Consider the following 13953-nt stretch of genomic DNA (forward strand, 5'->3'; position numbering starts at 1 on the left):
GGCTGAGCTGGGCTGATGGTGCTGGCTGAGGCTGAATCCTCGCCAATGTAGGAGTGCAACGTGATCAGCAGGGAAAGCGCGGGTGAACGGTGGATCGATCGACGTCGTATGAGCAACGCATGAATTCCAATGGGTTGGGTGCGCGGCCGGGACCGCGAAGCAGAGTGAGTGCGGCGCCCGACAGACCGGTCAGGAGCTCGTACGAGTCCGCGTGTCGTCCCCACCACTCGGGCGAGATGGGCTGCCTGATCTGTCGCCTGGCTGCGAATGCCGATTCCACGGCGAGCACCCCCGTCATGCCATGGCATACCGAGAGTGAGTTTAGTGATGGAGTCTCCGGTGGCGACTGGTCAGGCGAAAGTGTTCGCAGGAGGCCATCGAACCGGCTCCGGAGCAGCCGGGAGTTCTGCAACGCGATCCGCACGCCAAGGTCTCCTCGACACCAGGCCTGCGCACCGGCGTAGTAGCCGACGTTCTCGTTCCCGTCGTCCAGGGCTCGTCGCAGCTGTGTAGCGAGGGACAGGGCGGCGAGCGCATCCCGGCGAAGCCCCGATGAATCAGCCTCTTGTCCCAGGAGGTTCAACAGTCCAGCGACGCCGTGCACGAGGCCCAACCCTGTGTCTCGACGCCGTCGACAAGTATCAACGAGTGCATGTGCCGGATCATCCTCGGCGAGAATCGAATCGACAAGCGCCGCGACGGCGCGGTCGGCGGGTTCCTGGATGGAAGCGACAGCCCGTGACGAGGTCCGGGTGCGCGCACACGTGACTGCACCGATCAAGCCGGTCGTGTAATCCCACGAACTCCCGGGAAGATCCGCGAACGAGGCCGCATTCCGCCAGGCATCGACCCCCACGTCGATTCCGCGGCCGATCATGTGCGCGAGGGTGGATCTGGCACCGGGAACCAGGTCGGTGTTCGTCGTCGTTGTGGCGAACTCGATCGCGTACAACGCCGCCCCCGCCCCGTCGAGAGCGCCGATCCCAGAGGCTGATCCGAGATCGGCGGTCTCGACGATGGCGGCCGATGCTTTACGGATCACAGCCCGCCAGAGGGCGGTGTTTCGGTCCCATCCGGCGGCGGATGCCCCGATGACGAGCAGGGCGGGATGACCGGAATTCAAACTCCACGGTGTGGAGATCAGTCGATCATCCCACCCCCCGTCCACATACAGACGGCCTACCCGGTCGAGGTGGGAGCGTGCCGAGCGATGGGCGATCTGAAACGCTTGTGACACCGGGGAATTAGGGGCAGGTGCCCCGTGTCATGCATCCGCCGGCGGGGCCGCACTCCGTGAAGAAGGTGGGGATGGTCCGCCCGTGCTGCACCAGGCGGGGTTCGTGGAACGGCATCCGGATCGTCTCGCGGACATCGAGGTCGAAAAAGCGATCGTTCACAGTCAGTTCTGCCATCACGGGTCCTTTCGCTCGATTGCCGCAGCACACCTGCGGCACAACGAAGTTAACTCACGCCAGGCGCGTAGGAGCACGAGCGTGACTTGGTCGGAAGAGGTTGGGATCCGCGTGTGATCGGCACATGATCGCCAGCTGCCACAGTCGGAGGCGGCGAAGGTTGTAGACCCGCGACCTGAGCATTCGCTAGATCCGCAGAAGCTGTCACGAAAGGGAGTTATCCATGTCTGACTTCGATCTCGACGCCCGCGCCGTCCGCACCGCTGGCTCGGTCCAGCCGCAGATCACCAGCAAGTCCCTCTGCACCCCCGGCTGCCCCACCGGCGCGCTGGGCTGCTTCACCCAGAACTGCGACCCGACGAACGGCTGCACCATCACCAAGTAGTGCGGATGCCCGGAAGCGGGGCGGGGATGACTCCCCGCCCCGCTTCTCGGCTGTCCGGGGCGCCCACTACGCAGCGGCCATCGCCCGGCGCTCGTAGAACTCGGTACGACGACGGCGCCCATCGGCGATCAGGAGGACCGTCGCCAGGATGCCGGCAACGGTGATGACTCCGCGCAGCGCCCATCCCGCGGTCCCGTCGATCGCCGACCCCGACCACATCACGACTCCGATGGCGCAGCAGATCACCATCACAACGGCGCTGATCGCGCCTCCCCGCGCCGCGAAGTAGCCCGCCACCAGGAACGCGCCGGCGAGGACGATGTAGCCCGCGAGGATCGCGACGGACACAGTGACCTGATTCGACCGCAGTGTCTCGGCCGTCAGCTCGGGCCCGACATTGCGCCTCGCGTCGGCGAGCTCGCCCGGGGGAATGGTGCGCGTGAGCTTGTCGACCAGCCACAGCGTCGGAGTGATCAGTGATCCCAGGGCGGCGACCCAGGCGGCGACCCACCCCACCACGTTCGGCTTCATGACTTCCTCCTGTCTTCGGCCGGGGGATCCGGCCTTCGTCTCGTAGTCAACGGTGCGAGGGCGGAGTGAGACATCCTCCCTGAGGGGGAATTCCATTGATGCGATGTGCGAATGTGCGGTGGGCTCCCCGCCGAATCCCCCCACAGGGGGATGTCCGGGCGGCGACGATTGGGGAGACTGGCCGTATGCGATCCTCTGCGCCCAGCCTGATCCTGGATTCCGTCAGCAAGACGTTCGGCCACGGCACCGGAGTCCTGGACGTGTCGATGGTCGTGCGCCCGGGCCACGTGTACGGGTTGCTGGGCCCGAACGGTGCGGGCAAGTCGACGACGTTGTCGATGATCACCGGACTACTCACTCCCACTGCGGGAACGATGACTCTGTTCGGCGAGGCATGGACACGCACCGCGCTGCGCAGAGTCGGGGCGTCGATCAACGGGCCCGCCTTCTACCCGCACCTCTCGGGCCGGCAGAACGTCCGTGTCCACGCCGATCTCCTCGGACTGGGATCGCCCCACGTCGATGACGTACTGCACCGGGTGGGCATCGCGGACGCGGCGGATCGTCGCGCGGGCGGCTACTCGACCGGGATGAAGAGCAGGCTCGCCACTGCGATCGCGCTCCTCGGCGATCCCGACCTGCTGATCCTCGACGAGCCGCAGAACGGTCTCGACCCCGCCGGGATCCGCTTCATGCGCGAGCTGATGCGGTCGTACGCGGCGAGCGGACGGGCGGTGCTGTTCAGCAGTCACCTGCTCGGCGAGGTTGCGGAGACGGCGGACGACATCGGGTGCATCGTCTCGGGGCGAACACGGTTCGAGGGGCGTCTCGCGGATTTCGCGCCCGATGGCGACATCGAACGCGCGTACTTCGCGATGTCGAGCGCGCCGGCGGTCGAGCGATGAGCCACTCGATCCCCGCGACACGGCAGCGCCCGCACGAGTCCGTCGGTCCCACCGCCTACTGCTGGCCGGGGTACCTCCGTGCGCAGGCCCGGATCTGGTGGCGTTCCCCCTTGGCCTACGTCGCATTGGGCGCGGCAGTCTTCACCGTCGTCACCTGTGGCCTTCAGCTCGCCGCCGGCAGCCCCGATTGGGACTCCGCCCGGGCGTACCTCAATCTGTGGGTGGTCGCGGGTGGTCCGAGCTTCGCCGCTCTGACCGTCGGCATGATGAGCGGTATCGAGTCGCGGCAGTCCGCGGGCGGGATTCTGCAGCGCGGAGTTCCGGGCCGCATGATCTTCTCCGGCAGATTCGCCGTGGCCTTCACGTGGACGTGCATCAATCACATCGTGGCGATCACCGTCTGGCTCGCGCTCTCCGCGGTGACCACGCAGGGGCTCTCCCTCGGCAGGGCCCTCACCTGGGCGCTCGGGTTCGGCGGTACGACGGTGATCGTCTACGCGTGGTACGTCGCGCTGCTGGTGCTGATCAGTCTGTTCGCGCCGGTGGCCGGCACGGCACTGACGGCGCTCGCGATGATCGTGATCGGAGTGCAGTTCGTCGAAACCCCGGGATGGCAGGCGTTTCCCCCGGCATGGTTACTGCGAGGCCCGCTCGACGCCATCGGCACGCATGCGAACGGTACCGGGCTCGACGGGGCGTCCCTGCCCAGTGGTGTCCTGCCACTGATCGCCTCGCTCGCTCTCGGCGCCCTGATCATCACCGGCGCCGGCTCGGCGGTGTACCGGTCGCTCGCAGTCACTCTCGGGCGTTCCCACCGCGGGCAGGGATCGCGCCTGGTGAACGCCGTCACCGCCCGCTTCCACGGCCCGGGCGGCGCGCTGGTCCAGATCCTCCGCGGCGGTCTCGTGCCCGGTCTGTGCGTTGCGACGGTCGCGCTCACGCTTCTCCTCGCCCGGTGGCGGCCGGCGGAGGACGCTGCGGAATTCTTCGGGATCGTGGCGCTCCCGCTCGGCTGCGCCGTCCTACCCACCCTATGGATCGCGCAGCTCCGTACGGGCATTCGGGCGGTGGCCACGCGTTCGCTCCTGCCGGAACGACTCGGATGGCGGTTGATCGTAGTGATGGACGCCGTCGTAGTCGCGATGAGTGCGCTCGTCGGGAGCGGACTCGCCGCTGCGGGCTACGCGGACGGTGCCGCACTGCTGAGGCACGTGCTCGTGTGGTGCGCAGCGGGGTGGCTGCTCATCGCTGTCGCGTCCGTCGTGAACGAGCTGGCCGGCCAGGTCGCCGGACTCGCCTGGGCGATCATCGGAACCGTTTTCGGGGCGCTGGTGGGCGGAACGGTCCTCGAGGACACGGTCGGCTGGGTCTTTCCCACGGCGTGGGGATCACGGACCGAGCCGTCGGAGATGGTGGTGGTACTCGCTCTGACGGTGCTGCTCGGTGTCCCGTTGAGCATCGTCGCCGCACGATCCGTGTACCGGGTGCGGCGTCACTGATCCCCTCGGACGGCCACCCGCACCAGGGCGACCCGATCCCGGCACTGGAGCTTCACCAGGAGCGCGCGAACATGCGTCTTCACAGTCGATTCCGCGACGAACAAGTGCTCCGCGATCTCTCCGTTGGTGAGTCCGGCTCCGATGAGGGTGAGGACTTCGCGCTCGCGTTTGGAGAGCCGAGTGCTCGCCGGGCCGGTGCCCGTCCTCGGCCGGATGGCCGAGAACACGTGCGCGGTCGCGGACTCCGCGAGGACGACTCCCCCGGAGTGGACCTCGCGCACCGCGTCGGCCAGTTCCTCCGGCGCACAGTCCTTGAGCAGGAAACCCTTGGCGCCGTAGCTGATGGCCATCTCGACGTAGGACTCCACGTTGAACGTGGTGACGACGATGACGGCGGGACGGGAGTGCGAGTCGGACAGCGATCGCACGGCCTCCAGGCCGGACAGCACCGGCATCCGAACATCGACGACCACCACATCGATGTCCGTGATCTCAGTGACGAGTCGCACCAGCTCGGCACCGTTCTCGGCGACCGCGGCCACCTCGATGTCGGGCAGCGCGTCGAGGTATTCGCGGAACGAATCCCGGATCACCTGTTGGTCGTCGGCGATGACGACGCGGATGGGGTCCTCGGTCATCGGTGCCTCACCGCCTCAGCCAGGGGGATGATCGCCTTGACGGTGAACCTCTCGCGCCCCGCGTCCACCGCTGCCACGCCCCCGACGTCGGCGACGCGCTGCCGCAGCATCGTCAGTCCGCGACCCGAGCCTCGGGTATCGCTCGGGCCGGCGGACTGTCGCACGGGATTGACGATGTCGATGCTTACCATCTCCGCGTGCCCCGGTCGGCGGATCAGATCCAATCGCACCGTCACCGGGCATCCGGCGCCGTTGTGTCGGATCACGTTGATCACTGCCTCCTCGACGACCTGGCGCACCACCGCCCGTGCCGGCGATGCGAGTGCGCTGTCGATCCGGTCGATCGTCGCCGGATCCGGGGTCACCGTAAGGCCGGCGTTCAACCGCTGCAAATCAGCGAGGAAGTGGTGGAGCGTCACCGATGTTCCGTCCGTATCGCCGCCGTCGTTCCGGGACAGCAGTCCCAACGTGCGGCGCAGGTCCACCAGGGAATCGGCGGACAGTCGGGCGATCACCTGCAGCGCCTCGCTCATCCGTTGCGGGTCCGCGGTGCCCGCGGCGGCGGTCGCGGACTTCGCTCGGATCGCCGTCAATGCGTGGCCGAGCCCGTCGTGCAGTTCCTCCGCGATCCGCTCCCGCTCGGCGTCGTGGGCCCTTCGAACCGCGTCCTCGCGTTCCCGACGGGTGTTCTCGCGTTCGAGCCGCCGTCGGCTCGCCCACGAGTAGCACAGTGCCAGCACCGCGATGTGCAGTGCGTACACCCATTGTTTCTGTGTGGCGGGGACGACCGCCGGACTCCAGATGGAGCCAACGGCAGCGACGGCCGTCGCCGCGATGCCGGGCCATCGACGCGGGTGCCATTGAACGACGGCGACGATGGAGAGGGGTGCGCAGATCAACAGGGGGAACACCCCCAGGCTGGTGGTCGATCGGGTCGCCACCATGACAGCGAAGGCGGCGAAGGTCACCGCCGCGGAGACGGCGACTGCGCGGCGCCGGAACGGCACCGCGGCAGTGGCGACGGTGTAGCAGACTGCAGCGATGACGCCGTCCCGCGGGCTGCCGCGGGCGAGAACGATGTACCACGCGATAGGTACCCACGGCAGCAGAGCGACGAAGTAGATCAGATCGGTGCGTGTCACTCGCCAGCCTCGGCGTGCCCCCCTGATCAGCCGCTCAGAACTGCGCAAGGGACCCCCGCTCCCTGGTCGCGCGGAGCCCCCATCGCAGGACTCCGAACCCGACGGGCACGCTGATCGCCGCCCATAGGAGCACGGGCCAGGAGGCGACGACAGTGGCGGTCAGCCCTTCCTGAGCGAGCAGGGATCTGCGGACGAGCTCCAACGACGTCGTGGTCGGCAGTGCATGGGAGACGTACTGCAACGACGTGGGCAGGATCGAGATCGGATACAAGACGCCGGAGAACAGCGTCATCGCCGTGACGATGATCCAGGTGATGGGATCCCCCTTCTTCGTCACGAGAATGACACCGCAGCCCGCCATTCCGAAGCCGCCCAAGCAGATCATGGTGATCGCTACAGCGTACAGGAGCGAGGCAAGGTCCAGATCGACTGGAAAGTCGAGGACGAGCGAGAACAATGCGAGCATCACTGCGGATCCGAGTGTTGTGCCGAGGAGTGCGGTCGACGCTGAGAACAGCATGACCCGCACCAGACCCGCCGGCGATGTCGCCACTGCCTCCAGAGTTCCGGCGGACTGTTCCGCCTGAATGGATTGCGTGAATCCGTGGAGCGCCACTGCGACGAATCCCGTGAACGCTGTACCGGAGATGAGGTAGGCGATGATGCTGCCGCCGTAGCGTTCCATCCCGGGTAGTTCGCCACCGGTCTTCAAATACATTCCAAGGAAAGCGAACTGAGCGAGTGCGACGATGGTCGATACCAGTCCGAGTGCTACAGCGGTCTTGTACGTCCGCTGCTCCTCCCACTCTCGTCGGAGGTAGCAGCCGTACTGCCAGAGAACGGTTGTCATCGGCTCACTCCCACCGTGGCCGAGTCCTCCAGACTCGAGACGGTCAGGCCGGCCTCCTCGAGCTCCGCAACCACCCGCGCGAGTGTGACTGAAGTAGGGACGGACAGCGCGATGCAGTCCTCACCGATGTCCGCCTCGTACGTCGCGAAGATCGCGCTCAGGTCGCCGTCCGGTCGACGGTGTCCCCAGATCCGTACGACGCGTACCGGACCTGGTTCCTCAGCCATCGAATCGCCCACTTCTGTGCAGGTGGCGACACCGGCGCTGACTGTGATGGCATGAGTCACGAAGTCCTGGACGTCCGCCAACTGATGCGTGGAGAAGAGAGTGGTCTTGCCCTCGCGAAGTCGATCGGTGACGACGGTGGCCACCACCTCTCGAGCCAGGTCGTCGAGATTGGCGAACGGCTCGTCGAGGACCATCACATCCGGGTCGAGCAGCAGGGCCCGCGCGACCCCGAGAAGCTTCCGCTGCCCGAGGGAGAGCGCCATGAAGGGGACGTCGGCGACCGGTCCCAGCCCGACTCGATCGAGTACCGCCTTGCGAACATGGCGCGCCGGGACACCCACCGACCCCGCCAGTGATTGGAAGTATCGCAGGTTCTGCACTGCGGTCAACCGGTAGTAGAACGCACGTTCCGGATAGAACGAGGAGCCGACCACGCGGGATACGGCTCGCCACTCGGAGCGCGTGCAGAGTCCGAGCACCGACACCGTGCCACTCGCGGGGACGACCGTTCCGGAGACCATCCGCAGCAGGGTCGTCTTCCCGGCGCCGTTGGGGCCGAGCACCGGAACGGCCGCCCTCCGCGGTACCGTCAGGTTGACCGGTTCTAGCACCGTCGTCGGTCCGAACCGTGCGACGGCATCGCTCATCTCGATCGCCGGCAGATCGGTCATGTCCACCTCCCGGACAAGGCCCTCAGGCCCACGGGCTCGTCCGCCCCTGTGATCGCGAGGAGGGCGACCGCTGCACCCCCGGAGCCGTCCAGGAATCCTGGGCTATCGATCTGCGGATGACCCTGTTGCGCATTGCGCACCAGGAGTGGCTGAGACCGATCGATCAGTCCGAGAAGCGCTTGCAGGGCGAAGTCACCGACGGTGCCGTCGGTGGCGGACGGGATCGCCTCGCCGATCCACTTGTCGATCAGCATGAGACCGGCGTAGCCGTGGCACAGAGACGGGTTGTCGATGTCGAGTTGGTCGACCGACCGCGCGCCCGGCTCGAACAGAGGTCCGATCTCGTCAGCGTACTCGCGACGGGTGCTCTCACTGTTCGACAGTGCGAGTGCTGTACCCGGATTGCCGTAACACCAGGCGAATCGGCTCAGACCAGGGTTGCTGCGAGCGGATTCCGCGACGCCGTGCGAGTGGTGTTCGTGCCAGGAGAGGTGGTAGGGGACGTCTCGTGGCTCTGCAGTCGTCGCCGAGGCCAAGAGCAGATCGGCGAGTTTCGTGACCGCGGGCCGCACCCGGGATCCGCCCATCCCGCGGTCCAGTGCCTGACCGAGTACCGAGACGACCCCGGCGATACCGTGCGCGAAGCCCAGATTGAGATACCCCGCCCACAGGCCGGGGAGATTGCCGGCCTCGAATTCACTGACCTGTGCACCTGGGGTCCAGAACCCGCCGATGTCGGCCGTCTCGAGTGCGGTGTCGGCCAGTGCTGCGATCGCCGAATCGGCGAGACCGAACAACCGAGGCTGCTCCTGTGCAGTGGATGACATGATGTAGCCGACCATTCCGGCAAGACCGGAGATCACGTCGTAGTCGCTCGGCGCGAGTCCGCTGCCGGCAGTGCAACGGTCGATGAGAGCCCTGCCACGGGAGAAGACCTCGTTCTCGACGGAACGGATGGCCTCACCGTAACGCGTGCCATCGCGTGAGAGGCTGCGCAGACAGAAAGCCAACCCACCGACCCCGGTGAAGATGCCGGGCCCCAGTGCGGTCAGCGGCCGGTACCGCTCGACAGCGCGGACCAGATGCCGATGCGCCACAACGTCCCAACCGTCGTCCGGCCGGAGCGCGTCGGCCGCCGCAAGGGACAGGCATGCCCCGAGGTCGCCGTAAGCGAAGCTCAGTGGCTCCCATTCGATGTCCAGTGCGCTGTTCGTGGGGTGGCGATAGACAGGTGGGTGCGTGGAGTCGATGTACCGGATCCGCTCGAGGATCTCCCAGGCGAGTCGGTGTGGTTGTTCGGCGGGTTGCTGGTCAGGGCGAACGGTGGTGTCGGTCATCGGCATTCCTCTCGGCGCTCGTCACCGAGCGCGGTAGTGCGCCGGATCCACAACGCGGCGTACTCGTCTGCTCGCGTCATACCCAGGCGATTGCAGAACAGGTGCAATGCACTCTGCAGTGGTGCGATCGGGTCGTCGATGCTCGACATATCGCACAGTTCATCGGTCAGCCATTGAGCGGTCTCCGGTTCGATCTGCAGGCCCCGCACACGGCGGCGGATCGCATGCACCTCATCACCGAGCTCGCTCTCGTATCCCGCGAGCGCGATTCGCGAGACTCCGTGGATGCGGTGTTCATCGCCGATGGTGGCACTCAACCACCCATCGACGAGAGCAGCCAGTCCGCGGATGCGCTCCCTCTGGCCGGCTTCGTCATCCTCCTCCGTCGGTGCCGGAAGTCGGTCGATGTGCTCGGCGATGATCCGAGACTCGGCACAGAAGCGCTTCTCGTGCTTGGCGAATCGATCGATGCCGCCGTACCTTTCCAGCTCGAGGTGGTGACTGGTGATCACGAGATCGCCGATCTCTCCTGCCGAGCGGAGGTCGGCCAGTAGATCGAGGATGCTCAGTTCATCGAGCGGTGAGCGGCAGCGCAGGCGGAGGACGTCCCGCCCGGTACGATCGTTGTATCTGACGTAGTACCAGTCGGCGTCGCGCCCGATGGCCGTACCGATCGCGCCTAGTATGCGGTTCTGATCGTCGAGGTCCACCGGGAACTCGAGCGATGCCCAGGTTCCGCCGGGACGGATACGCCGCTGGCCGTCCAGGGTCTCGTCGAAGACGGGATAGTCCACGGCCGTCCGCGGGAGCGGTTCGGCCGCGATCGAGACGACCACTTCCGTGCTGTGGAGTCGCCCGGCGTCGTCGACCGTCGTGCCGAGATCCTGCGGAGACGGTGCTTCAGTCACCCACGTCGAGCCGCGGGCGATACCGGCGGCGAGCAGCTCGAGGTGGCCCGCGCAGGTGAGATCGAGCAGCAGTCGGTTGTCGAACTCACCGTGATAGACGTAGCGGGAGACGCCGGAGCGAGAGGTCCAGTCGCGCACCTGCGCCGCGGTCGGCTTGTCGGCGCCGAGGTATCTCCAGCGCTGACGGCTGACGACGACGTCCCGGAAGACGACCTCGGGCAGGTGGGCGAGAGCCTGCTCCGCGCCGCCCCAGGACCAGTACGGACGAACCGCACCGTCCCACGTGAGGAAGACCAGGAGGCGGAGTATTTCAGGGAGTGATTCCGGGGAGACCATGTTCGGTTGACGCAGTTCCAGCGGTGTCCCGTCGCCGAGGAAGAGCCGAACGTGGTCGCCGACGAGCGCGAGGTGGACGTCGCTCAATTGGAGGGTGCGTGCCGCATCGCGGGGCCAGGTATTCGCAGCGAGGACGGCGGGGTACAGCTGCGCCGTGGTGCTGACGTCGTTGACGCCGTCCCGCGCGGAGACGTAGTCGAGCTGCGCGAACACGGTCTCGGGGGAACGCAGCACTTCGCGCTCGCACTGTCGCGAAGCGGAGCGGTGTGCTGCCTCGGAGCCCGGAGTGAATCGCCCGATTCCGCGGCCGGCAGGGAAGTTCGAGGTCACGGGCGTCAGCGTGAGCACCGGACGGGATCCGCGCCTCTCGAGGTGGAGGAACAGGTCGTACGAGTCGACGAGATCGCCGTCGACATCGAGGTCTTCCAGGTCGGCGTCAAGGAGCTCGATCGATCCGGAGCCCGACGTGCGTGCGCGCTCGATGAGGCGGGCGCGCAGCCGTGCTTTCCCGTCGGCCGCCGCACGGGTGCCGGGGTCGTCGGCGGAGAAGTCCGGCATTCCGACGCCGTCGTCCGGATCCACGGCGACTCGCAGCGGCACGAGCGTATGGCCGAAGCGCTCTCCGAACCGGGTGGCGAAATCATGCAGCCGCTGGGACCGGTGCGGGATGACAGTCGTTCGCAGCAGCATGTCGAGAACCGGTGCGGCGTTCGCGATCAGCTCTGCTGGGAATCCACCCCCGGCGGCGAGTTCGATGTCGACGAGCGCCGCGTTGCGTGTCTTGGCGGCCCGAGAACGCAGGTTGCGTACGCGGTCGACGGCCTCTCGCGGGAAGAGGAACTCCGCCTCGCCTTCCTCGGGACGAGCCGTCACGACGGACATTCCGGGGATGGGGATGAGCACGTCGCTGTCGATGAGCCCTCGGACCATGGCAGAGACGACTTCGGATTCGACATCGGGGTGGTCGGCGCTGAGGCGCTGAACGATCGCCGCTGCGGAGATCGGTTCGCGAGCCATGTGCACGGCGGAACGCGCCGGAGGCGTTGCCCTGATGCTCACCTGGGTCCGTTCGCCCGAGGACGGGAGCCGCACCACGTAGCGACCGCCTTTGAGGTGCACTGACGGGTTGGTAGCGACCATGCCGTTCAATTCCTCGGCGCGGTTCGCGGCGACCGCTTTGCGGTGGAAACTCGAGGAGCGAACCACAGCCCGATGCTTCCCCGAGTCGAGGAGCACTTCACCCCCGTCGACGACCGGCACGACGGCGATTCCACCGAACAGGCCGAAGGGTGTCGCACGCGTGGTGCTACGAATCGCGTACGACAGCACACTCCGCCAGACCTTCCTGATCTGTCGCTCGCGGGTTTCCCGACCTTCCACTATCGATGCCCAGGTGGCGAGCAGGCTCTCACTGGAGACCTCGACCGCAGCGCGGAGGTCGGAGCAGGTCCATAGCTCGCACAGCTGGGCGAGTGCGTCGTTCCGATCCGCTGAGCTCTTGGTCGCCGGGTATGCGTCTACAGGGCGCACCGCGCACCGAAGGGTGATGTCGGGATCCACATGGAGATTGGTTCTCATTCCGACTCCTGAAGGGATTCGAGGGCGACTGAGATCGCCCGAAGATCGTCCACGGCGGTGGACAGGCCGTGAACGGCGGCGGTGGAGGTCAGCGACAGCGCGACTTCGGTGACTCCCGCGTCTCGGTAGCGGTGGACCTGCTTCGCGATGTGGGCGGGCGTCCCGTAGCAGAACAGGCCCGAGTCGAGTAGGGCCGACGCCGATCGATGCAGGTCCGACGAGACGGGTACACCGCTGCGCTCGAGGACCGCGCGATAGTGCGGCTCCTGAGCGTGTCGTCCGACGCCGGCGTGCGCCAGGAGTAGGGGGTCCCGATCGTCCGCGAGGACTCCTGCCGCCATCATGGCCACCACGCCAGGGCGCTCGCGATCATGGCCAGCGGCCTCGGCTGCCATCGGCGTGATCACGTGCTCGGCGATGTATTCGGGTGTGCACATCCACGAGATGGCAGCGTCTGCAACGCGCCCCGCGAGCCGCGCCATTGCGGGACGCAGGACGCCGATAGCGGTGCGGACTTCGGGGCTGGGTATCGGATAGGCGAGTGACGTTCGGTCGCCGGCGGTTTCCAGTTCGGACCTGAAGGTCGCGAGGTAGTGCTCAGTCGCAGCGACGGGGCCACCGGTCTCGCCGAGGAGGCTACGGATCCTGGCACTCCCTGGCCCGACCCCGAGGTAGAACGGTTCGCCGGACAGTACTGCCACGCTCCGGGACTCGATCGCCGCCCTTCGTGGATCCGTGAGAGCCGAGACCGAGACCGCTGTGCCGTAGGGGATTCGGTATCCCTTCCCTGCGAGGTACGCGAAGGTCGGAATCGCGTCGATGCCGTAGGATTGACCCTGCCACATGCGGGAGTACAGTCGATCCTGGACGAGGGATGCCGCGCCCAGTAGCTGATCGGGGTGCGCTGGTACGACGGGGGCTACGAGCGAGATCTTCATCCGGTCAGAGGATCGCGGAGGTACGGGCGGAGTCGCGGGTGAACAGCAGATCGCCGAACCGCCGCACATAGAAGTCTCTTTCGATACCGGCAAGGTCGCCCAAGCGCGAGTTCACCTCGTGGGCGAGCGCCCCACGGATCTCGTGCGAGAACTGGGATGCACTCGCGCGGAGGAACGGTCCGTCGTACAGCCACGCCGCGGCGATCGGATCGCCGCGGCGTAGAGCGCGGATCGCTTCGAGGGCATCGACCGTGACGGAGCTACCGAGAACGTAGTGCTCGGCGTAGCGGTCGAACTCGATCCGAATCCCCAGGGTCCGGGCGCGATACGCCAGGTTGGCGACCGCCGACTTTCCCGCCTGTCCCCCGAACAAGCCTTCCTCGAGCGACGAGAGGCTGGCGCGCCCCCGCCCAGCCGCGAGGGCGGTGACGAATTCGAGCGGGCGAGTGGCCGTCACTCGACGGCCGTTCACGATCTGCTTGCCGAGGGTCTGGAGTTCGATGGATCGGCCCGTGTTCCGAGCGCAAGCGTGAATGTCGTGCATCCTATGGATCCCCCTGTCCGTACTCTGGTGCTGCGCAGACAACAGCTGCAC

General features: G+C 66.9%; 13 protein-coding genes. 3 read left to right on the forward strand and 10 right to left on the reverse strand.

From position 1 onward, the window contains the following. Window positions 1-64 precede the first annotated feature (64 nt). Window positions 65-1237 (reverse strand): lanthionine synthetase LanC family protein, encoded by a 1173-nt coding sequence (locus tag ELY19_RS07645; RefSeq protein WP_126195690.1) that lies wholly within the window; start codon window positions 1235-1237, stop codon window positions 65-67. A gap of 398 nt (window positions 1238-1635) precedes the next feature. Here ELY19_RS07645 and ELY19_RS07650 point away from each other — a divergent pair, with 398 nt between their 5' ends. Further along, window positions 1636-1797, forward strand: a complete 162-nt coding sequence (locus ELY19_RS07650) for a gallidermin family lantibiotic (protein ID WP_126195691.1) — start codon at window positions 1636-1638, stop codon at window positions 1795-1797. A 66-nt stretch (window positions 1798-1863) separates the two neighbouring features. On the opposite strand, the gene ELY19_RS07655 is transcribed toward ELY19_RS07650, so the two are convergent. After that, entirely contained in the window at window positions 1864-2328 is a 465-nt protein-coding gene (locus ELY19_RS07655; protein ID WP_126195692.1) for a hypothetical protein, read from the reverse strand. 185 nt (window positions 2329-2513) lie between these two features. Between ELY19_RS07655 and ELY19_RS07660 the strand changes: the two genes are divergently transcribed. Together ELY19_RS07660 and ELY19_RS07665 are read left to right on the forward strand one after the other, a co-directional pair. Further along, window positions 2514-3233 carry an ATP-binding cassette domain-containing protein gene (locus ELY19_RS07660; protein ID WP_126195693.1) on the forward strand — a complete coding sequence of 240 codons (720 nt, stop codon included), beginning with the start codon at window positions 2514-2516 and terminating at the stop codon, window positions 3231-3233. Then, window positions 3230-4732 carry an ABC-2 family transporter permease gene (locus ELY19_RS07665; protein ID WP_126195694.1) on the forward strand — a complete coding sequence of 501 codons (1503 nt, stop codon included), beginning with the start codon at window positions 3230-3232 and terminating at the stop codon, window positions 4730-4732. The genes ELY19_RS07660 and ELY19_RS07665 overlap by 4 nt, the downstream gene beginning before the upstream one ends. Here ELY19_RS07665 and ELY19_RS07670 read toward each other — a convergent pair. Genes ELY19_RS07670 through ELY19_RS07705 form a run of 8 tightly spaced genes read right to left on the reverse strand, consistent with a single transcriptional unit; the run spans window position 4726 to window position 13902 of the window. Beyond that, window positions 4726-5370 (reverse strand): response regulator, encoded by a 645-nt coding sequence (locus tag ELY19_RS07670; protein ID WP_126195695.1) that lies wholly within the window; start codon window positions 5368-5370, stop codon window positions 4726-4728. The two genes, ELY19_RS07665 and ELY19_RS07670, sit on opposite strands and share 7 nt — an antisense overlap. Further along, complete coding sequence (locus ELY19_RS07675; protein ID WP_126195696.1) at window positions 5367-6512, reverse strand: sensor histidine kinase; 1146 nt, start codon at window positions 6510-6512, stop codon at window positions 5367-5369. The genes ELY19_RS07670 and ELY19_RS07675 overlap by 4 nt, the downstream gene beginning before the upstream one ends. Window positions 6513-6546: 34 nt before the next feature. Further along, window positions 6547-7362, reverse strand: coding sequence for an ABC transporter permease (locus ELY19_RS07680; RefSeq protein WP_126195697.1), 816 nt, complete (start codon window positions 7360-7362; stop codon window positions 6547-6549). Next, window positions 7359-8261, reverse strand: a complete 903-nt coding sequence (locus ELY19_RS07685) for an ABC transporter ATP-binding protein (RefSeq protein WP_126195698.1) — start codon at window positions 8259-8261, stop codon at window positions 7359-7361. Before ELY19_RS07685 ends, ELY19_RS07680 begins: the two co-directional genes overlap by 4 nt. Beyond that, window positions 8258-9598, reverse strand: coding sequence for a lanthionine synthetase C family protein (locus ELY19_RS07690; protein ID WP_164711549.1), 1341 nt, complete (start codon window positions 9596-9598; stop codon window positions 8258-8260). Before ELY19_RS07690 ends, ELY19_RS07685 begins: the two co-directional genes overlap by 4 nt. Then, window positions 9595-12420 carry a thiopeptide-type bacteriocin biosynthesis protein gene (locus tag ELY19_RS07695; protein WP_126195700.1) on the reverse strand — a complete coding sequence of 942 codons (2826 nt, stop codon included), beginning with the start codon at window positions 12418-12420 and terminating at the stop codon, window positions 9595-9597. Before ELY19_RS07695 ends, ELY19_RS07690 begins: the two co-directional genes overlap by 4 nt. Further along, window positions 12417-13358, reverse strand: coding sequence for an LLM class flavin-dependent oxidoreductase (locus ELY19_RS07700; RefSeq protein ID WP_164711550.1), 942 nt, complete (start codon window positions 13356-13358; stop codon window positions 12417-12419). The genes ELY19_RS07695 and ELY19_RS07700 overlap by 4 nt, the downstream gene beginning before the upstream one ends. Before the next feature lie 4 nt (window positions 13359-13362). After that, window positions 13363-13902 (reverse strand): hypothetical protein, encoded by a 540-nt coding sequence (locus ELY19_RS07705; RefSeq protein WP_126195702.1) that lies wholly within the window; start codon window positions 13900-13902, stop codon window positions 13363-13365. Window positions 13903-13953 lie beyond the last annotated feature (51 nt).

Origin of the sequence: Tsukamurella paurometabola (genome assembly GCF_900631615.1) — a bacterium.
GTDB lineage: Bacteria > Actinomycetota > Actinomycetes > Mycobacteriales > Mycobacteriaceae > Tsukamurella > Tsukamurella paurometabola_A.

What these genes read in the sequence shown, in the direction of transcription:
- ELY19_RS07650 (WP_126195691.1), top strand. Translation starts at nt 1,636, where the DNA reads ATGTCTGACTTCGATCTCGACGCCCGCGCCGTCCGCACCGCTGGCTCG.
- ELY19_RS07655 (WP_126195692.1), bottom strand. Translation starts at nt 2,328, where the DNA reads ATGAAGCCGAACGTGGTGGGGTGGGTCGCCGCCTGGGTCGCCGCCCTG.
- ELY19_RS07660 (WP_126195693.1), top strand. Translation starts at nt 2,514, where the DNA reads ATGCGATCCTCTGCGCCCAGCCTGATCCTGGATTCCGTCAGCAAGACG.
- ELY19_RS07665 (WP_126195694.1), top strand. Translation starts at nt 3,230, where the DNA reads ATGAGCCACTCGATCCCCGCGACACGGCAGCGCCCGCACGAGTCCGTC.
- ELY19_RS07670 (WP_126195695.1), bottom strand. Translation starts at nt 5,370, where the DNA reads ATGACCGAGGACCCCATCCGCGTCGTCATCGCCGACGACCAACAGGTG.
- ELY19_RS07680 (WP_126195697.1), bottom strand. Translation starts at nt 7,362, where the DNA reads ATGACAACCGTTCTCTGGCAGTACGGCTGCTACCTCCGACGAGAGTGG.
- ELY19_RS07685 (WP_126195698.1), bottom strand. Translation starts at nt 8,261, where the DNA reads ATGACCGATCTGCCGGCGATCGAGATGAGCGATGCCGTCGCACGGTTC.
- ELY19_RS07690 (WP_164711549.1), bottom strand. Translation starts at nt 9,598, where the DNA reads ATGACCGACACCACCGTTCGCCCTGACCAGCAACCCGCCGAACAACCA.
- ELY19_RS07695 (WP_126195700.1), bottom strand. Translation starts at nt 12,420, where the DNA reads ATGAGAACCAATCTCCATGTGGATCCCGACATCACCCTTCGGTGCGCG.
- ELY19_RS07700 (WP_164711550.1), bottom strand. Translation starts at nt 13,358, where the DNA reads ATGAAGATCTCGCTCGTAGCCCCCGTCGTACCAGCGCACCCCGATCAG.
- ELY19_RS07705 (WP_126195702.1), bottom strand. Translation starts at nt 13,902, where the DNA reads ATGCACGACATTCACGCTTGCGCTCGGAACACGGGCCGATCCATCGAA.